This window comes from Streptococcus pseudopneumoniae (assembly GCF_001072665.1).
Lineage (GTDB): Bacteria > Bacillota > Bacilli > Lactobacillales > Streptococcaceae > Streptococcus > Streptococcus pseudopneumoniae_S.
The window spans coordinates 1-17,762 of record NZ_JVJI01000122.1 but is presented as its reverse complement, the minus strand read 5'-3'; the positions used below and the strand labels follow the sequence as shown (position 1 = coordinate 17,762).

The following is a 17,762-nucleotide window of genomic DNA, read 5'->3' as shown; positions in this document are numbered from 1 at the left end:
AGCAAGCCGAGATTGGCTTGCTTTTTAAGTTTATTTTTTACCTGACTTGTCCATATTCCAGAAGTCTGTCACGGCTCCGCGTGAAGCAGATGATACGATATGGGCATATTTTCCGAGGACACCACGGCTGTAAAGTGGTGGCAAGGTTGTTTCTGCCTTGCGTTTTTCAAGCTCTTCTTCCGATACGGCCATAGAAATTTCTTTGGTATCCTGGTCAACCGTAACGATATCGCCTGTACGAAGGTAGGCAATTGGTCCACCATCCTGAGCCTCAGGAGCGATATGTCCAACAACCAGACCATAAGTACCACCAGAGAAACGGCCATCCGTCAAGAGGGCAACCTTGTCTCCTTGACCTTTACCAACGATCATTGATGAAAGTGACAGCATCTCAGGCATACCAGGACCACCCTTAGGTCCAACAAAACGAACAACGACTACATCGCCATCAACGATTTCATCTGTCAGAACGGCCTGAATCGCATCTTCTTCTGAGTCAAAGACTTTAGCTGGACCAACGTGACGACGCACTTTAACACCTGATACCTTGGCAACCGCACCATCAGGAGCAAGGTTCCCGTTCAAGATGATAAGCGGACCGTCTGCACGTTTTGGATTTTCAAGTGGCATGATGACTTTTTGACCTGGAGTGAGGTCTGCAAAGTCAGCCAAGTTCTCAGCGACAGTCTTACCAGTACATGTGATACGGTCCCCGTGAAGGAAACCATTTGCCAACAAGTACTTCATAACCGCAGGCACACCACCGACTTCGTAAAGGTCTTGGAAGACATACTGACCAGATGGTTTCAAGTCAGCCAAGTGAGGCACACGCTCTTGGATCGTATTGAAGTCCTCAAGTGACAAGTCAACATTGGCAGCATGGGCAATGGCAAGCAAGTGAAGAGTGGCGTTTGTAGAACCACCGAGAGCCATAGTTACAGTGATGGCATCTTCAAAGGCTTCACGAGTCAAGATATCTGACGGTTTGAGACCGAGCTCCAACATCTTAACAACAGCACGTCCTGCTGCTTCGATATCTTCTTTCTTATCAGCTGATTCAGCTGGGTGAGATGAAGAACCTGGCAAACTCATACCCAAAACTTCGATAGCTGTCGCCATGGTATTAGCAGTGTACATACCACCACAGCCACCAGGGCCAGGGCAGGCATTACATTCAAGACGTTTCACGTCCTCAGCTGTCATATCACCGTGGTTCCATTTCCCGATCCCCTCAAAGACAGAAACCAAGTCAATGTCTTTGCCATCAAGATTTCCCGGTGCAATAGTTCCACCATAGGCGAAAATAGCTGGAATATCCATATTGGCAATGGCAATCATGGAACCAGGCATATTCTTGTCACAGCCACCGATAGCAACAAAGGCATCCACATTGTGACCACCCATAGCCGCCTCGATTGAGTCCGCAATGATATCACGAGATGTCAAAGAGAAGCGCATACCAGGCGTTCCCATGGCAATCCCGTCCGCTACAGTAATAGTTCCAAACTGCACAGGCCAAGCACCTGCCGATTTGACACCTTCTTTGGCTAATTTCCCAAAATCATGCAAGTGGATGTTACATGGTGTATTTTCCGCCCAAGTCGAAATTACGCCAACAATTGGTGTTTCAAAGTCCTTATCTGTCATACCAGTCGCACGAAGCATGGCACGGTTTGGTGATTTTACCATACTGTCATAAATGCTACTGCGATGACGTTTATCTAATTCAGTCATTTGTTCCCTCCCATTTCAGTTTTTACTATTATAGCACATTTTAAAAGCAATGAACAGAAGAAAATTCTTGAATTTTCAGAAAATTTCGATTAATTTGGTTGATGTCCTTTTAATTTTTTCATCTTTTTTTGTCAAGTAACTTTACTTTACAAAAAAAATGTGTTATCCTAGTATGGTTGATGAAAATCAGTAGATTGAATCGAATATAAATACCTAAAGGAGAAATCAAAATGGCAGTACCTGCACGTCGCACTTCAAAAGCGAAGAAAAACAAACGTCGTACACACTACAAAGTAACAGCTCCATCTGTAAACTTTGACGAAACTACTGGAGATTACTCACGTTCTCACCGTGTATCACTTAAAGGATACTACAAAGGACGTAAAATCGCTAAAGCCGCATCAGCTGAATAATAGAGGGGAGATACCATGCGCGTAAATATTACACTTGAACACAAAGAATCTGGTGAACGCTTGTACCTTACTTCTAAAAACAAACGTAACACTCCAGACCGTCTTCAATTGAAGAAATACTCACCAAAACTTCGCAAACACGTTGTGTTTACAGAAGTTAAGTAAGGGTTCATTACAAATCAATTCATAAGAAAAACGCTTGATCAGCGTTTTTTCTTTTTGTTAATTTCAGTACATTACAATAAAAATCAATCTAATGACTACATTTTTTGTGAAATAAATTAGAGGCTCTAATATATAGGAAGAATCCAAAATCCCCTGCAAGCTATACTTACAAGGGACTTGTGTGTTATTCTTGTACTTCTTTCTGAGCGGCCTTTCCTTGATCTAGAAGGGCTTGGACGATTTTCTCATCGCGTAGTTTGACAGAATCGTTGATCATTTCTGCGGACTTGACGATGGTTGTTTCTAGTTGGGCACGTTTCTGACGACCCAATTCAATAGCTGCGACGATACCTTGGTTTTGAGCGACCAGACTTTCAGCCAGTTTGGTAACAGATTCGACAGCGACTGTCGGGCTTTGTGCAATTCTTTCCATCTGTGGAATCACTTCCTTGCTGGTTTCAGCTAGCATCTGAAGGGCAGCATTATTGGCATTGACAATGGCATCTGCCACGACACCTGATTTCATGGATTGTTGCAAAATACCCAGTTGGGCAATGGAAAGCTTCATTGTCGGAATCGTATTGCGACGAAGCATGCCCAATTTTTGGCGCATATCAGATGACACCTTCACAAGATTGCGCATCTGAGGTGTTGTTGCCCAGGCAACATAGAGACGGCTGACATACTCAGTATGTTGTTGTTCAAGGGTATTGACCACTTCAGCCATGCGGGCCAATTCTTGTGACTTGGTTTGGTATTCTACCGTACTTGTATCAAGTTGGTCAGCTTGGGCCTTCAGTTCTGCAGCGCGATTGCCAGCTTCTGTCTGACTAGCTTCGATAAAGGAAATCACTCCCACTAGATTTTCAATGGATTTGGTATTGTCCTCAATCAACATCTCAGCTGAAACGATATTTCGAGCTAAGACATCTTCTTGCTTGACCACTGCGGCAGCCATACCATCCAGCTTTTGCTCCACTGTTTTTGAGTCAAAGTAAAATTCTTGTAGGGTATTCTTGCTCTTGTTAAACAATCGTTGCAAAAAGTTTGGCTTCTCTTCTAACTCAGCAATTTCAGCGTTCTTGTATTTGACTACAAAGCCTTGCAACTCACGGTTGGTGTTCTTGAGTAGATCATCCACTTGGGGAATCTGCAATTTCTTTTGTTCTGACAAGATACGATTTACTGTATTGTTCACACCTTCTACAGCAGATTGTCCAAAATCCAAAAGAGCATTTTGATTTGTGACAAACTGGTCTACTAACTGGGGCACGTGCGCCTTGATCCCCTCTTGCTGCTCAGGGCTCAACTTTTCAAGGAAGGTCAAGGTCTTGTCTGAGCCAGTATTGGTCTCGATGATTTGGGTTGTTTTATCCACCTTAGCTACCGTATTATTGGCAATCTGGTCAATATCGAAATTAAATTCTGTCATGGTTACTCCTTTGTTTCTAACCTATTCTTTACGATCTTTTTCTAAGATACGCAGACTGATATCAAAATCACGCATATCTGTTTCATTGAGTTCTCTCAGGACTTGGTCCAGTTCAAGGTCAAATTGTTCGATGGCTGCTTTAGCTTGCTCTAAGCGTTCTTCTGCCCGATTATAGTTCTTCGGATTGGCCTTAATCTTTAAATAACCTTCTAAAATCGTTTGGAATTTCTCCATCTTCAAACTATGAATGGCAGTCAATTCTTCCTTATCCCCTTCAGCAGAGGTAGCAATCTTGTCTAAAATAGCCTGATGGTCAACGGCAATATTAGCCAAGGTCTGGGATAATTCTGGAGCTAATTCCTCTGGCTCCGCATTTTCAAGATCTACCTGACTTTCTCTATCCAAACGTTCTAGCTGAACATCGATGTTTGCCCTTACTGTACGAACCTTTTTGTCAATACGGTTGTAGACATCAGCATCGATATAGGACTTGAGACGATCCGCCTCCTGATGGATTTCCCGCAGTTCGATTAATACTTGATTGGCCAGACTCTTATAGGACTCTGAGCCTTTTTCTACCAAGACTCCCTCTAACTGCTGAATATCTTTATCCGCCTGGCGAATTCTAGCTTTTAAAAGCTCAATCCGATCGTCGAGCGAAGCATCCTGTAAAAGAGGATAGCGCCAACGTTTATAGAGACGATAACCACCATAACCTAGCAGGACACAAGCCGCAAGCGGAAGAGCATATTGGACCAAAAGGCCCAGTAAGAACAAGAAGCCCCAAAAATAGAGACAGCCTTTCCAAAAACCATTACCTGATTTCATAAACATTCCTTATTTTCAATTTATAAGTCTATTTTAGCACAAAAGACAAAAATGAGGGCGGAAATCCCCTAGAAAAGAGTTGATTTCTTTGCTGTAGAATGGAACTTGGTAGCGCGTGGGATAATTTCAGGAAAGCGGACTCAAACCACAAACACACTCTGAGGAATATCAAAACAAAAGCTTGAAACATCGGAGGGGTTGTGTTAGAATGAAAGCATAAAGGGAAAATAATGCTTCTAGCATATATAACTAAAAAGCCCCACCGTGCCACCGATGGGGTTTTTTGCTACCCTCTAAAAGGGTTAAATGCTACTTGCTACGTCTCTTTATCCATAGCTTGAAAAGCTCAGATAGTACGTTAACAAGTAACGGAGCTTGAAAAAGGGAAAGTAACTCTAGCATACATAACACCTCCCTTCCTTAAAGCGAGAGAACTAAAATATTATGGTATATCGGATTTATATCATCAACATCGCTTCATTCTTGGAATAGATAGACTTAGATACACAAATAATCTTACTAGCAAATCTCTAAACAAACCCCGAAATCAACATTTTAAGACAAAGCAAAAAGCCCACTGTTGTAGGCTTTCTGTAAGATATATCTTAAAATTAAAGCATTTTGTTGTAGAATTCAACGACAAGTGCTTCGTTGATTTCTGGGTTGATTTCGTCGCGTTCTGGCAAGCGAGTCAATGAACCTTCCAATTTTTCAGCGTCGAATGATACGAATGCTGGACGTCCAAGAGTAGCTTCTACTGCTTCAAGGATAGCTGGAACTTTCAATGATTTTTCACGAACTGAGATCACTTGACCTGGAGTTACGCGGTATGATGGGATATCAACGCGTTTTCCGTCAACAAGGATGTGACCGTGGTTTACGAATTGACGAGCTTGACGACGAGTAGTCGCAAGACCAAGACGGTAAACAACGTTATCCAAACGACGTTCCAAAAGAAGCATGAAGTTGAAACCTAGGATTCCACCTTTGATTTTTGTAGCTTGTACGAACAAGTTACGGAATTGTTTTTCACCTACACCGTAAGTGAAACGAAGTTTTTGTTTTTCAGCCAATTGCAAACCGTATTCTGACAATTTAGAACGGTTGTTTGGTCCGTGTTGTCCTGGTACGTAGTTACGACGTGCCAATTCTTTACCTGTACCTGTAAGTGAAAGGCCAAGGCGACGAGCTTGTTTCCAAGATGGTCCTGTATAACGTGACATGTGTATGTCCTCCTGATATAAATAATATTTCGGTGGAAATAGTCACTTAGAAAGCCCTGATTCGTGCAGATGCCCTTCGCCTAAACAGCCAAGGTTACTTATCATAAGACACCTGTTGACGAGCTTCATACTTTCCTGCTGATATTTCACACAAAATCCATTCTACCATAAATGGCTAGATTTGTAAAGGAGTTTTAAGCTTTATTTTCATTGCCAAAGAGATTGAGAAGGAGGGTAAAGGTGCTTCCTAGACCGTACTGGCTGCTAACTATGATTTCCCCACCCAATTGATGGGCCAATTCACGCGCAATCGCAAGTCCTAAGCCATGACCACCTGTTTTCATATTACGCGAAGTTTCGACACGATAAAGGCGTTTGAAAATATTCTCCAAATCCTCTGGGGAAATGCCCTGCCCCTCATCGGTCACACTGATTGAAAGCTGGTTCTTCTCCACCTTAGCCACCACTTCCAGCTTGGTTCCTGGAGCTGAGTATTTAAAAGCGTTATTGACCAGATTCACCAAGATTCGAGAAAGCTTGGCATAATCTCCCTCAATCCGAGCAGACTCTGGGATTACCTGCAAGTGAACATCTCGCTCCTCCTGCTCAATCAAAAACTGAAATTCACTCATGCACTCAATCAAGAGCTGGTCCAGAAAAATACTTTCTTTGCTGGTGGTTTCCACCTGATTTTTAGCCGTGTTTAGGGTCAAAAAATTTAATTCCTCAACCAGTTTATTGAGTCTTTCCGTCTGGCGTCCAATGGTTGCTAGATAATGGTCCTGTTCTCCTTCTTTGATAACCCCATCCAAAATCCCTTCTACCGTCGCTTGGATCGAAGTGATGGGGGTCTTGATATCATGCGAAAGTTGAGCAATCATCAAACCCTTTTCTCGCTCGCTTTCTTCCAAGGAATCAAAGGTCGCCTGCAAATCATGGGACATTTCATTGAAAGCTTGGCCTAATTGCTGAAATTCTACAGGGCCTTGAACCTCCAGATTTGATGGAAAGTCCTTGTCCGCTACCCGCTTGGCATGTTCCTTGAGTTTGCCCAACGAAGTAAAGACCGGCGATAGGAGAAAGAGACTAATCCCAGCACCGATAAAACTAGCCACAAGAGTCATACCCACTAGGAAATAAATTTCTCTTTCTTCAATTAGCATTCGCTGGATAGCCCAAAAAACCACGATAATCGTTAGGAGTGTTGAAATGATATACCCTACTAAAATATAACTTTTTAATTTCATTGACTACCTCGCGCTTTCTCAATTTTGTAGCCCAAGCCCCAGACGGTTTTGATGGTCGGCGTTTCTGCACTAGCATGTTTAGCCAACTCCTGTCGCAGAGCATGAATATGAACATTCAAGGTATTAGTGTCATCCACATAGTCTTCTTGCCAGACCTTTTCATAGAGGTCTGTTTTAGAGAAAACGCGCTCTGGATTGCTGGCTAGAAGCCATAGAAGTTCGAAGGATTTGACTGTCAAATCAAGCGCCACATCTCCGACTTGAACCTCATGACTACTGTGATTCATTCGTAAATCCCCAAGACTGACGACTTCTGACTCACCTCCACGATGAAGGCGACGCAAGATATTGTGGACACGCAAAACCAACTCACGAGGGCTAAATGGCTTGGCAATAAAGTCATCTGCCCCTAAGCTCAGGCCATAAATCTTGTCCTGCTCGCTAGTCTTAGCCGTGATAAAGAGAAAAGGTTGATCCGGAGATTGATACTGAACTTCGCTAATCAAATCATAACCATCCATCCGAGGCATCATGATATCTGTAATAATCAAATCAATCGCTTTTCGCTTGAAGATTTCTAAAGCCTCTACTCCATCATGGGTCACCAAAACCTGATATCCTGCCTGAACCAGATAACGTTGATGAATATCTGTGATTTCTACCTCGTCGTCAACGAGTAAAATTGTCTTTCCCATCTGTCTCTCCTTTGAAAAAAACAGTGCTATACCACAATAGTATAACACTATTTTTATCTCTTTACGAACATTCTAAACGATATCGGAATTTTTCATATCCTAGATAGAAAGTCTGTAACTAGACTAGTCATTTTCCTCTTTTTTAGCTTTCAAACCGAGTCCACCTAGCAGGCCGGCCAAGACTAATCCAAAGAATCCAAGAGTAGCCATTGATGTTTGGGCTTCACCAGTATATGGAAGCATGTCTTTTTGGTCTTTCATGTGATCAGCCATCATTGGACTTGACACCTTGCTAGTAGACGCCATCTTGCCTTCATCAGACATTTTGCTTGAGGTTGCTGCAGCTTGGTCTTGCTTCATACTTGGAGTTGCCATTGGTTGGCTAGCATTCATGGTTTTGTCCTGCTCTTTGTTAGGCATCATCTTATCCTGGCTAGCAGCTGGCATTTTAGATTTCACCTCATCTTGATTGGCACTAGGCATTTGAGCTTTCATATTCGATGCATCTTGATGACTATTCATCATTGGAGCTGGCATAGCTGAACCATTAGAAGATGGGACGAAACCTGACTGCATCGGAATCAGAGACTGATGTCCATTCAAGTTCACTGTCAAATCCTTAGTCGCTACGAGATTTGTCAAATCGGCCTTGCCATCTTTAGTACCGTAAACCTTGATAGTTGCCTTGTAACTTTGAGTGCCGTTTTGTTTCAAGAGGTCTAGAAGCTCTTTATCAGATTTACCTTGGGTGCCTGCCAAGTCTACTTCATAGAAGTAAAGGCCTTTACCTAATTTCTCTACTGGTGGAAGAGCGGGGTTTTTAGCTGAACCATTGTCTGACCATGGGGCTTTATCAGAAGCTTTCAAGATAAGACGAGTTAACATACCGTCGCCAGCGAAGAATTCGTATGGAATGACTTGGTTAACACCGGCTGTGAATGGTCCAGGGAAGTTAGCTTTATCCAAGTAAGATGCCGGAACATCCACTGTGTCTTTCGTATTATCAGCCACACCTTTTTGCACTTCAGCTGGGGTAGTTAAGCCATTTAAGTTCACTGTCAATTCTTTAGTCGCTACAAGGTTGCTCAAGTCTGCCTTGCCGTCTTTCGCACCGTACACTTTGATAGTAGCTTTATAGCTTTGAGTGCCGTTTTGTTTCAAGAGGTCAAGCAAATCTTTATCAGATTTGCCTTGGGTACCAGCCAAATCCACTTCGTAGAAATAGAGGCCTTTGCCCAATTTTTCTACTGGTGGAAGAGCAGGATTTTTAGCTGAGCCGTTATCTGACCATGGAGCCTTGTCAGAAGCTTTCAAGATAAGGCGAGTCAACATACCGTCACCAGCGAAGAATTCGTATGGAATGACTTGGTTAACACCGGCTGTGAATGGGCCTGGGAAATTCGCTTTATCTAAGTAAGTGGCTGGGACATCTACTGTGTCTTTAGTGTTGTCGGCTACGCCCTTTTGCACTTCAGCTGGAGTAGTCAAGCCATTCAAGTTGACATCCAATTCTTTAGTCGCTACAAGGTTGCTCAAGTCTGCCTTGCCATCCTTCGCACCATACACTTTGATGGTAGCTTTGTAGCTTTGAGTACCGTTTTGTTTCAAGAGGTCAAGAAGTTCTTTATCAGATTTACCTTGGGTACCAGCCAAATCCACTTCGTAGAAGTAGAGGCCTTTGCCCAATTTCTCTACTGGTGGAAGAGCGGGGTTTTTAGCTGAACCGTTATCTGACCATGGAGCCTTGTCGGATGCTTTCAAGATAAGACGAGTCAACATACCATCACCAGCGAAAAGTTCGTATGGAATAACTTGGTTAACACCAGCTGTGAATGGGCCTGGAAAATTAGCTTTGTCTAGGTAAGTAGCTGGAACATCCACTGTGTCTTTAGTGTTGTCGGCCACACCTTTTTGCACTTCAGCTGGAGTGGTTGCTGGTTGAGCTTCACTTGCTTCACGGTCTTGTCCAGAAACTGTAGCTGCAGGGCTTTCCACAGGTTTAACCGCATCTTCTGTTTGTTTCTTAGATTCTGGTTTTGCTTGCACTTCTTCTTTTTGCGCTACCACTTGGTCTTTAGCACCTGCAGCTGCTTTTTCTGGAGAGTTTGTAGTATCCATGCTTGCTTTAGGTGTTGAGTCTGCCTGTTCTGAAGGAAGAGCTGTATCGACTGCTTCTTTGAGAAATTCTGCTGGCAAATCACTCTTTTCACTCACCGAAGTAGCATCTGGCACAACTTGAGCAGGGGTCGGATTGACCACATCGGCACGTACAGAACTTGGTTGACCAACTAGGACAAAAAAGCCACTGGCTACAACAACTGAGGCAACACCGACACTAAGACGGCGAATAGACCAACGAGTATATCTTTGATTTGGATTGAATTTCATAGGATTCTCCTTAGAGTTTTTCTTTATTTGATGACTCTAGTATAATCTCCTAAAATTAAAAAGGATTAAGAAAAAGTTAAAATTTTTCTTAAATCCCTCTTATAAAATACTTATATTAATTTTTTTACGAATTTAATTCTGCCAAGTCGTCTAGATACTGGTTGTTAATGACTGCTAAAATATAGGCATCTGCCTTCAAGAGGTCATTAGGTCCAAACTGGACATCCAGCTGTGAATTTTCTTGTTCACGAAATCCTAGGACATTGAGATTGTATTTGCCACGTAGATCTAGCTGACTCAAACTTTGACCTGCCCAAACACTCGGAATCTTCATCTCCACGATAGACACATTTTTATCCAACTGAAAGACATCAACATTATTATGAAAGAGAATAGTCTGCGCTAGGGACTGCCCCATTTCATACTCAGGTGAGATCACCGAGTCGGCACCGATTTTTTCCAGCACCTTCTTAGCTGTCTGGCTTTTGACCTTGGCAATAACCCTTGGTACCCCTAGACTCTTACAATGCATAACTGCAAGCACACTCGACTCTAGATTTTCCCCTGTTGCCACTACAACCGTATCACAGGTATCAATTCCTGCGGTTCTGAGGAGTTCCTCATCTGTAATATCGCCAACAACTCCACGCGCCAAAACTGGCTCAAATTGATTGATACGCTCGGCGTGGTCGTCAATGGCAATAATATTCATATCTTGCTTGGCTAGGGCCGTCAGGACACTACTCCCGAAAATCCCCAAACCTAAAATTCCAATCGTACGATCTGACATAGTTCTTCCTTTCTTATCCAATACTAATATCTGCTTTCATATACTGAATCAAATCTTTCTTATCAGGCTGGTAATCCGCTAGACTGACCAGCAAGGTCAAGGGACCGATACGGCCAATAAACATGAGTACCATGACAATGCTGAGAGCTAACTTGCCCAGTTCTGGTGTCAGATTTGCCGTTACCCCAACTGTCGCAAGGGCCGAAATGGTCTCAAACATGAGGTAGATAAAGCGCGGTGTTCCTTCTGCTGTAATTCCCAGCAACACCAAACCCAACAAGAAGGTCATCAAAAAGATAATGAAGACACTAAAGGATTTTTGGACTGTTCGAGCCTCAATGGTTCTCTGCGCAACATTGGCATGAGGTAGGCCCAGCAATTCACTACGCGCAAAAACCAACAAGACAAAGAAAGTCGTAATCTTGAGCCCTCCAGCCGTTCCTCCAGGCGCTCCACCCAGAAACATCTGTAGGATATAGATAAACAAGGTCACAGGCCGAGCTTGAGTGTAGTCAATAGAGGCAAAGCCAGCTGTTCTCATGCTGACGGTTTGGAAAAAGCTAACCAGCACTTTCTCTGGAACGCTGAGATTGCCAATGGTTCCTGGATTGTGCCACTCCGTAAAGAGTGTAGATACTGTCCCAAACAGCAAAATCCCTGCAGTCAAGAAGAGAACCAACTTGGTGTGGAAACGCAGACGGCGTTTTTTCTTCTTATCAAACTGGGTTGCTAAGTCAAACCAGACCATAAAGCCGAGACCACCCGTGATAATCAAACCAGCAATGACCAGATTGATCAAGGGATCCGTCTGAAAAGCCACTAAACTGCTACTGCCGAAATTATCAAAACCAGCATTACAAAAGGCTGAAATGGCTAAAAAGATGGAGGTAAAAATGCCCCTTCCCCAGCCGAACTCAGGAATAAAACGGAAACTTAGTAGAAAGGCACCCAAGCCCTCCACCAGAAAAGTCGTCAAAAAGATAGACCGCATAAAGGACTTCAAAGACTTACTTTCCCCATAACTAAAACTCTCCTGAATGGTTTCACGACTACGCAGACTAAGCTTTTGCTTGCCTTGGATATAAAAAATCCCGATAAAGGTCATGAGCCCCAGACCACCAATCTGTATCAAGAGCATACAAATCAACTGCCCCCAGACATTATAGGTAGTAGCCACTGGTTGCGTAAAAAGACCAGTCACACAGACCATGGACACCGTCGTAAAGAGATGGTCAAAATAAGTAGCCTGAGAACCACTTGCCTGAACAAAAGGCAAACTCAAAAGAAGAGAACCTATAAAAATAACTCCAGCGAAACTCAGAAAAATCCGACGAGCTGGCGAAAGTCCGCCCAAGGCTCTTTCAATTTTTTTCACAAATAATTTAAATAACATACATCCATTGTACCATAAAAAGAAGAAGAGTAGCTAGAACTGAAAGGCAATCTCAAGGCAGAGTTCCAAGGCCTTCTCGAAAGTTTCTGAACCCCAGTCACGACTATCGTACTGATCCAAGTCTGCTAAAGAATCAGCTGTGAACAACAATTCTCCCCAGAGAACCCCACGCAGTTGGGCTACTGCCGCAAGCGCAGAACACTCCATCTCCACAACAGCACAGCCTTCTTCCTTACGATAAGACACCTTTTCAGCCGTTTCTCGGTAAAAACCGTCTGTCGTCCAGGTCATGACTTCTTCATAGGGAATCCCTCTGGCTTCCAACACTCGCTCAATAGCAGCAATAGCCTCTGGCTGCATTTCCATATAACGAGAAGGTGCCACATAGTGATAACTAGCTCCTTCATCTCGCAGAGCGCGAACAGGGACTAGAAAGGCATTTTCTTCTATATCAGCCAGCACTCCACAGGTACCTGTAGAAATAATCTGCTCCACACCATATCCAATCAACCAATCCATAAACTGGGCTGCTGGAGCGGAGCCCACAGGAGCCTGAGCCAGACAAATCTCCTCGCCCTTGTAGTTCACGACATAGACTGGATAGGTCTTGGTGGCTGAAACAAATTCGCCGACACAGTCCGCCCCTACTTCCCTCGCATAGCAGTCAATCTCCTCACCTAAAAAAGCATAGACACACTTCTTGGGCAAGTGCAAGTCCAGCCCCTCGTGATTGGGCATGATGACCGCCTGAGGATTGTCGTCAAACTCTAAAATAGGAATCGCATGTTTCTGAATCATAACCCACCTCCTCTAATTTTGTACTATTGTATCAAAAGCTGACAGAGTGTCAAGTAGGGGGTTGATGAACTGAGGATAAAAACAATACAATCTCCACCAACTCAAAACAACTTGCTTGACAAAAGCTTGACTTCATGGTTTAATATACCCCATAAGGGTATATTAGGAGGTGCCTATGTTTCACTTATTTACAAAAATTGACAGTATTTCTACCAGCGAGTTAGAAGCCAAACTCAAGGAACCAATTCAGCTACTGGATGTTCGGACGCCGATGGAATTTCGTAGAGGCCATATCAAAAATGCCAAAAATGTTCCTCTAACCGAAATTGGTTCCTACACACCAGCGACAAAAGAAACACTCTATGTCATTTGTCATTCTGGTGTGCGAAGCAAACTAGCTGCGAAAAAGCTAAAGAAAAAAGGATATGATGTCATCAATGTCCGAGGCGGTATGAGCGCTTGGACAGGTAAGGTCATCTAGATATATAAAGGAGAAAGTCAATGAAAATTATCATTGTCGGAGGAGTTGCAGGCGGTATGTCAGCAGCAACCCGCCTCAGACGTCTCATGGAAGACGCTGAAATCACTATTTTTGAGAAAGGTCCCTTTGTTTCCTTTGCAAACTGCGGACTTCCTTACTATGTTTCAGGAGAAATTGCAAACCGTGATAGCTTATTGGTCCAAACTCCTGAAAGTCTCAAAGCACGCTTTAATTTGGATGTTCGTCCTTTCCATGAAGTCATCAGCATTTCGCCAGCAAAGCACACTGTGACCATACGCCATGATGGACAGGAATTCACAGAAAGCTACGACAAGCTGATCCTCTCCCCAGGAGCTAAACCATTTGTTCCTACCATTGAAGGCTTGGTAGAAGCTAAGAACGCCTACACTCTTCGCAATGTTCCCGATCTCGATGAAATCATGGCAGCCTTGGACAATTATCCAAAAGAAGCTGTCGTTATTGGTGCAGGCTTTATCGGGCTTGAAATGGCTGAAAATCTGGCAAAACGTGGCCTGCAAGTTACTATTGTTGAGAAAGCACCCCATGTCTTGCCACCATTAGATCAAGAAATGGCAGCCTTTGTCCAAGCAGAATTGGTTAAAAACGGTGTTCGCGTTATCACTTCTCAGTCTGCGATTCGATTTGAAGACCAAGGAAAAATCATCGTTCTCGAAAACGGGCAAAAGATCACTTCTGACCTCACCATCCTTTCTGTCGGTGTTGAACCTGAAAACGGACTGGCAAAAGCTGCGGGGATTGAACTGGGACTTCGTGGTGGTATCCTAGTCGATGAACATTACGAAACCAGTCAAAAAGATATTTATGCTGTCGGTGACGCTATCATTGTCAAGCAAGAAATCACAGGCCAAGATGCCCTCATCTCTCTCGCTTCTCCTGCCAATCGTCAGGGACGCCAAGTGGCAGACGTCATCGCAGGACTAGAACGTACAAACAAGGGAAGTATCGGCACTGCTATCGTTCGTGCCTTTGATATGACAGCTGCTTCGACTGGGCTCAGCGAGCGTATCCTTAGCATGAATCAACTTCCTTACAAGCCCCTTCATGTCAGCGGTAAAGACCATGCTGGTTATTATCCAGGCGCTACTGATATGACCTTGAAGCTCCTCTTTAACCCAAACACTGGAAAAATCTACGGTGCCCAAGGAGTTGGTAAGAAAGGCGTTGACAAGCGCATCGATATCCTGGCAACTGCTATCAAGGGAAATCTCACCGTCTTTGACTTACCAGAGTTAGAGTTTACCTATGCGCCACCATTTGGTTCTGCCAAGGATCCCGTCAATATGCTGGGCTACGCAGCCTTAAACCTTGTCGAAGGTCTCAGCGACAATATTCAATGGTATCAGCTCGAAGACGAACTAGCTAAGGGTAAGAAATTCCTAGATGTGCGGACAAGTGGCGAACTTCAAAGTGGTCGACTTAAGGTAGACACTATACACATCCCCCTAAACGAACTACGGGAACGCTTGAATGAACTGGACAAGAACCAGGCCTACATCGTCAGCCGCCACAGTGGTTTACGCAGCTATATCGCAGAGCGTATCCTCAAGCAAGCAGGATTTACCGTACAAAACCTTGACGGCGCTTATTCACTATACAAAATGGCTAACCCAGAAGGAGTAGAATATGGAAACTAGTATCAGTATGGCTGACTTTTATGAAAAATATCAAAATGAAAATTTAGAGCTTATCGATGTCCGTGAAGCACATGAATTCCAAGCAGGACATGCACCAGGTGCCAAAAATCTTCCGTTAAGTACCTTAGAGCAGGGCTACAAAGAACTCAATTCTGACCGTACATACCATGTCATCTGTCAAGGAGGAGTACGTTCTGCCTCTGCCTGCCAATTTCTCAGCGCCCAAGGCCTCACTGTTACCAATGTAGAAGGTGGCATGAATGCTTGGCCAGGTCAAGTAGAATAATCAAAAGGAGCTGGGCAAAAACTCAACTTCAGGAGAAAATGAAGTAAATTTCCCCACAATAAAACGCATACTATCAAGGCTTTCAACACCTGATAGTATGCGTTCTTTTATTTTAAAGACTTTTTCCAGCCTCTCTTGATTCACATTAAACTATTCTACTAGCAGAGATCTTTGCAACTCTCATCTCTTTATTTCCGTTTAATCAAGTATCGGATGGCCTTTTCTAGGCGTTCCTTTTGAGCTTCAGGATCATCTAGTGGCTGATTGATACATTCAGTAAGGTTTTCCGTAATTATCATCTCAATCACGCGCTCCACACTAGATTTCACTGCTGTCAGTTGCGTCACAATATCAGCACAGTCACGATCTTCTTCAATCATCTTTTGAATCCCACGCAACTGGCCCTCTGAACGTTTCAAACGAGTAATATACTTTGAGTTTGTCATTTCTTTTTCCTTGCTCGATTTTTCTTCATTATATCTCTAATCAGCTTCTTTGTCAAAATTCTCGCCCATCCAGCTCACTCAGTTCTGTTATCAAAGACTTTTCAAAAGGTAAACTAGCCATACTGATAATTTACTAGAGTTTTCTAGTTTTACCTTGCTAAACGAATACGAGTCACAATTCCGTCTGGGTCTGTGATTTCCAACTGGCTAGATGTCAGCCACTTAACTGGTGCATCAACTTCTTGCGCTCGCTGGGCAATCGTTAACAGTTCTTCTTTATGCGCGACTTCAATGACATAGTAGGCTAAACCTGGCAAACCTGCCTTACGCGGAGCCAGATTTTTTCCTCCCCATTCGTTGACTGCCAAATGATGATGATAATCTCCAGCTGCAATCCAACTAGCACTAGGCACACTAAATTTATCCTCTAGTCCTAACACCTTTTGATAAAACTGGCTTGACTTTCGACTATCCTTGACGGACAAATGGATATGCCCCATTCTCGTACCCTCTGCTAAAGTAAAGGGCTCTACTCTTTCCCCCAACTCATAGATATCCTGTGCCGCAAGGACCTCAGTGACCCCTATAATACGACCGTCTTCTCGAATATCCCATGTAGAAACCGGCTTATCTCGATAGAGTTCAATGCCATTTCCCTCCAAATCCTCCAAATAAAGGGCCTCACTGTAACCATGGTCTGCACCGCCGACTAGAGGAATCTGTAAATCTGTCAGGTGTTTCAAGACATCTGCCAAAGCCTTGCGTGTCGGCAAAAGAATAGCCAGATGGTAAAGACCATAATGTTCCCTTACTTCACCTCTCTCTTGTGCTTGAATCAAGTGTACCAAGGCTTTTCCTTCAAGTCCCAGAACGACCTCTGTCTCAGTTTGAAATAAGATTTCTAAACCAATAACTTGCTGATAAAAGGCTGTTTGACTTGCCAAATCCTTTACATTTAAAACTGCCTCTGCTAAATAAATGTGGCTCTTGTATTCATAGGTCATAAATGGTTCTCTTTTCTCGTTGTAATTATTTTTATTACAACTATTATATAATTTCCATCAAGAAAGTCAAGTCAGACAACTTATAGAATATGATTCTGTAATCTTGTCTATACGAGATTAGAACGAGAAAATCTACAGAGAATTGACAATAAAACCACCGAAAATTTTTAACCAATGCTATAATAACTCTCATCTCAATCCCAAAAAGAAAAGGAGCGGATATGATATCCTACTCCTTATTCTTATCAGAAAATCTAATTAGAATTAGTCTTCTTTTTTCTTGCGAGCAACAAGTCCAAATCCACTCAAGACACCTAAAAGTCCAAGTGCTGCTAAGCTAGAGTCGGCTTCTGTACCTGTGTTAGGCAATTCTTTTTGAACTTCAACATTTTTAGGTGTTGATGGTTGAGAAGCTGGTTGATTTGGAGTTGATGGTTCAACATGCTTAGGTATGACTGTTACTGGGACTTCTACCTCTACGATTTCTCCTGATGGTAGTTTCACTTTTACTTTAACACTTGGTTTTTGTCCTGCCGTATCAGTTGCCGGAATTTCTCCAACTTCTACGATTTCAGCACCTTTTGGTAACTCAATATGTTTCTTAACATCATCTTTGCCAATTGGAGTTCCAACCTCTACTACGATTGGGGTAGTTTTAACTGTTTCTCTTGGAGCTGGAGTCGCTTTTGGAGTGACAGTTACTGGGACTTCTACTGTAATCACTTTTCCATTTGGTAATTCAACCGTTACTTTAACTGGATCT

At 43.2% G+C, this 17,762-nt stretch carries 18 protein-coding genes; 5 read left to right on the top strand and 13 right to left on the bottom strand.

Features of this window, described 5'->3' with window-relative positions; translation table 11 throughout:
• Positions 1-30: 30 nt before the first annotated feature.
• On the bottom strand, positions 31-1,734 hold the full coding sequence (gene ilvD / locus ADH52_RS08060; protein ID WP_000137343.1) for a dihydroxy-acid dehydratase: 1,704 nt from the start codon (positions 1,732-1,734) through the stop codon (positions 31-33).
• Positions 1,735-1,964: 230 nt separating this feature from the next.
• On the opposite strand from ilvD, the gene rpmF reads away from it, so the two are divergent.
• Together rpmF and rpmG are read left to right on the top strand one after the other, a co-directional pair.
• A complete protein-coding gene (rpmF, locus tag ADH52_RS08055; RefSeq protein WP_000290417.1) occupies positions 1,965-2,147 on the top strand; it encodes a 50S ribosomal protein L32 in 183 nt (60 codons plus the stop codon).
• 15 nt (positions 2,148-2,162) lie between these two features.
• On the top strand, positions 2,163-2,312 hold the full coding sequence (gene rpmG / locus ADH52_RS08050; RefSeq protein WP_001265622.1) for a 50S ribosomal protein L33: 150 nt from the start codon (positions 2,163-2,165) through the stop codon (positions 2,310-2,312).
• A 184-nt stretch (positions 2,313-2,496) separates the two neighbouring features.
• On the opposite strand, the gene ADH52_RS08045 is transcribed toward rpmG, so the two are convergent.
• The 9 genes from ADH52_RS08045 to ADH52_RS08005 form a co-directional block, all read right to left on the bottom strand.
• Positions 2,497-3,744: a toxic anion resistance protein gene (locus ADH52_RS08045; RefSeq protein WP_033685330.1), complete on the bottom strand. Its 1,248-nt coding sequence runs from the start codon at positions 3,742-3,744 to the stop codon at positions 2,497-2,499.
• A gap of 21 nt (positions 3,745-3,765) precedes the next feature.
• Positions 3,766-4,572 (bottom strand): hypothetical protein, encoded by an 807-nt coding sequence (locus ADH52_RS08040; RefSeq protein WP_049510878.1) that lies wholly within the window; start codon positions 4,570-4,572, stop codon positions 3,766-3,768.
• A 611-nt stretch (positions 4,573-5,183) separates the two neighbouring features.
• Entirely contained in the window at positions 5,184-5,795 is a 612-nt protein-coding gene (gene rpsD, locus ADH52_RS08035; protein WP_000092756.1) for a 30S ribosomal protein S4, read from the bottom strand.
• Between the two features lie 194 nt (positions 5,796-5,989).
• Positions 5,990-7,042, bottom strand: a complete 1,053-nt coding sequence (locus ADH52_RS08030) for a sensor histidine kinase (RefSeq protein WP_049510877.1) — start codon at positions 7,040-7,042, stop codon at positions 5,990-5,992.
• Positions 7,039-7,737, bottom strand: a complete 699-nt coding sequence (locus ADH52_RS08025) for a response regulator transcription factor (protein WP_049510876.1) — start codon at positions 7,735-7,737, stop codon at positions 7,039-7,041. Before ADH52_RS08025 ends, ADH52_RS08030 begins: the two co-directional genes overlap by 4 nt.
• A gap of 123 nt (positions 7,738-7,860) precedes the next feature.
• Positions 7,861-10,125: an SSURE domain-containing protein gene (locus ADH52_RS08020; protein WP_049510875.1), complete on the bottom strand. Its 2,265-nt coding sequence runs from the start codon at positions 10,123-10,125 to the stop codon at positions 7,861-7,863.
• A gap of 124 nt (positions 10,126-10,249) precedes the next feature.
• On the bottom strand, positions 10,250-10,915 hold the full coding sequence (locus ADH52_RS08015) for a potassium channel family protein (protein ID WP_049510874.1): 666 nt from the start codon (positions 10,913-10,915) through the stop codon (positions 10,250-10,252).
• A 13-nt stretch (positions 10,916-10,928) separates the two neighbouring features.
• Positions 10,929-12,308, bottom strand: coding sequence for a TrkH family potassium uptake protein (locus ADH52_RS08010; protein ID WP_049510873.1), 1,380 nt, complete (start codon positions 12,306-12,308; stop codon positions 10,929-10,931).
• 33 nt (positions 12,309-12,341) lie between these two features.
• Positions 12,342-13,106: a nucleoside phosphorylase gene (locus ADH52_RS08005; RefSeq protein WP_049510872.1), complete on the bottom strand. Its 765-nt coding sequence runs from the start codon at positions 13,104-13,106 to the stop codon at positions 12,342-12,344.
• Positions 13,107-13,281: 175 nt separating this feature from the next.
• Between ADH52_RS08005 and ADH52_RS08000 the strand changes: the two genes are divergently transcribed.
• From ADH52_RS08000 to ADH52_RS07990, 3 genes are read left to right on the top strand one after another with little or no spacing between them, the layout of a single operon-like run.
• On the top strand, positions 13,282-13,587 hold the full coding sequence (locus tag ADH52_RS08000) for a rhodanese-like domain-containing protein (RefSeq protein ID WP_042749805.1): 306 nt from the start codon (positions 13,282-13,284) through the stop codon (positions 13,585-13,587).
• A 20-nt stretch (positions 13,588-13,607) separates the two neighbouring features.
• Positions 13,608-15,263, top strand: coding sequence for an FAD-dependent oxidoreductase (locus ADH52_RS07995; RefSeq protein WP_049510870.1), 1,656 nt, complete (start codon positions 13,608-13,610; stop codon positions 15,261-15,263).
• Positions 15,253-15,549 carry a rhodanese-like domain-containing protein gene (locus ADH52_RS07990; RefSeq protein WP_042749802.1) on the top strand — a complete coding sequence of 99 codons (297 nt, stop codon included), beginning with the start codon at positions 15,253-15,255 and terminating at the stop codon, positions 15,547-15,549. Before ADH52_RS07995 ends, ADH52_RS07990 begins: the two co-directional genes overlap by 11 nt.
• A 188-nt stretch (positions 15,550-15,737) precedes the next feature.
• Here ADH52_RS07990 and ADH52_RS07985 read toward each other — a convergent pair whose 3' ends face one another.
• The 3 genes from ADH52_RS07985 to ADH52_RS11715 form a co-directional block, all read right to left on the bottom strand.
• Positions 15,738-15,995 (bottom strand): metal-sensitive transcriptional regulator, encoded by a 258-nt coding sequence (locus ADH52_RS07985; protein WP_000185159.1) that lies wholly within the window; start codon positions 15,993-15,995, stop codon positions 15,738-15,740.
• 149 nt (positions 15,996-16,144) lie between these two features.
• Positions 16,145-16,999 carry a VOC family protein gene (locus ADH52_RS07980; RefSeq protein ID WP_049510869.1) on the bottom strand — a complete coding sequence of 285 codons (855 nt, stop codon included), beginning with the start codon at positions 16,997-16,999 and terminating at the stop codon, positions 16,145-16,147.
• Positions 17,000-17,263: 264 nt separating this feature from the next.
• On the bottom strand, positions 17,264-17,762 hold a 499-nt coding region (locus ADH52_RS11715), incomplete at its 5' end, for an LPXTG cell wall anchor domain-containing protein (RefSeq protein ID WP_049510868.1).

Bases quoted from the DNA above. Each gene is read 5' to 3' on its own strand.
- ADH52_RS08025 (WP_049510876.1), bottom strand. From the start codon at position 7,737: ATGGGAAAGACAATTTTACTCGTTGACGACGAGGTAGAAATCACAGAT.
- ADH52_RS07985 (WP_000185159.1), bottom strand. From the start codon at position 15,995: ATGACAAACTCAAAGTATATTACTCGTTTGAAACGTTCAGAGGGCCAG.
- rpsD (WP_000092756.1), bottom strand. From the start codon at position 5,795: ATGTCACGTTATACAGGACCATCTTGGAAACAAGCTCGTCGCCTTGGC.
- ADH52_RS08005 (WP_049510872.1), bottom strand. From the start codon at position 13,106: ATGATTCAGAAACATGCGATTCCTATTTTAGAGTTTGACGACAATCCT.
- ilvD (WP_000137343.1), bottom strand. From the start codon at position 1,734: ATGACTGAATTAGATAAACGTCATCGCAGTAGCATTTATGACAGTATG.
- ADH52_RS08045 (WP_033685330.1), bottom strand. From the start codon at position 3,744: ATGACAGAATTTAATTTCGATATTGACCAGATTGCCAATAATACGGTA.
- ADH52_RS08000 (WP_042749805.1), top strand. From the start codon at position 13,282: ATGTTTCACTTATTTACAAAAATTGACAGTATTTCTACCAGCGAGTTA.
- ADH52_RS08040 (WP_049510878.1), bottom strand. From the start codon at position 4,572: ATGAAATCAGGTAATGGTTTTTGGAAAGGCTGTCTCTATTTTTGGGGC.
- rpmF (WP_000290417.1), top strand. From the start codon at position 1,965: ATGGCAGTACCTGCACGTCGCACTTCAAAAGCGAAGAAAAACAAACGT.
- rpmG (WP_001265622.1), top strand. From the start codon at position 2,163: ATGCGCGTAAATATTACACTTGAACACAAAGAATCTGGTGAACGCTTG.
- ADH52_RS08020 (WP_049510875.1), bottom strand. From the start codon at position 10,125: ATGAAATTCAATCCAAATCAAAGATATACTCGTTGGTCTATTCGCCGT.
- ADH52_RS08030 (WP_049510877.1), bottom strand. From the start codon at position 7,042: ATGAAATTAAAAAGTTATATTTTAGTAGGGTATATCATTTCAACACTC.
- ADH52_RS07995 (WP_049510870.1), top strand. From the start codon at position 13,608: ATGAAAATTATCATTGTCGGAGGAGTTGCAGGCGGTATGTCAGCAGCA.
- ADH52_RS08015 (WP_049510874.1), bottom strand. From the start codon at position 10,915: ATGTCAGATCGTACGATTGGAATTTTAGGTTTGGGGATTTTCGGGAGT.
- ADH52_RS07980 (WP_049510869.1), bottom strand. From the start codon at position 16,999: ATGACCTATGAATACAAGAGCCACATTTATTTAGCAGAGGCAGTTTTA.
- ADH52_RS07990 (WP_042749802.1), top strand. From the start codon at position 15,253: ATGGAAACTAGTATCAGTATGGCTGACTTTTATGAAAAATATCAAAAT.
- ADH52_RS08010 (WP_049510873.1), bottom strand. From the start codon at position 12,308: ATGTTATTTAAATTATTTGTGAAAAAAATTGAAAGAGCCTTGGGCGGA.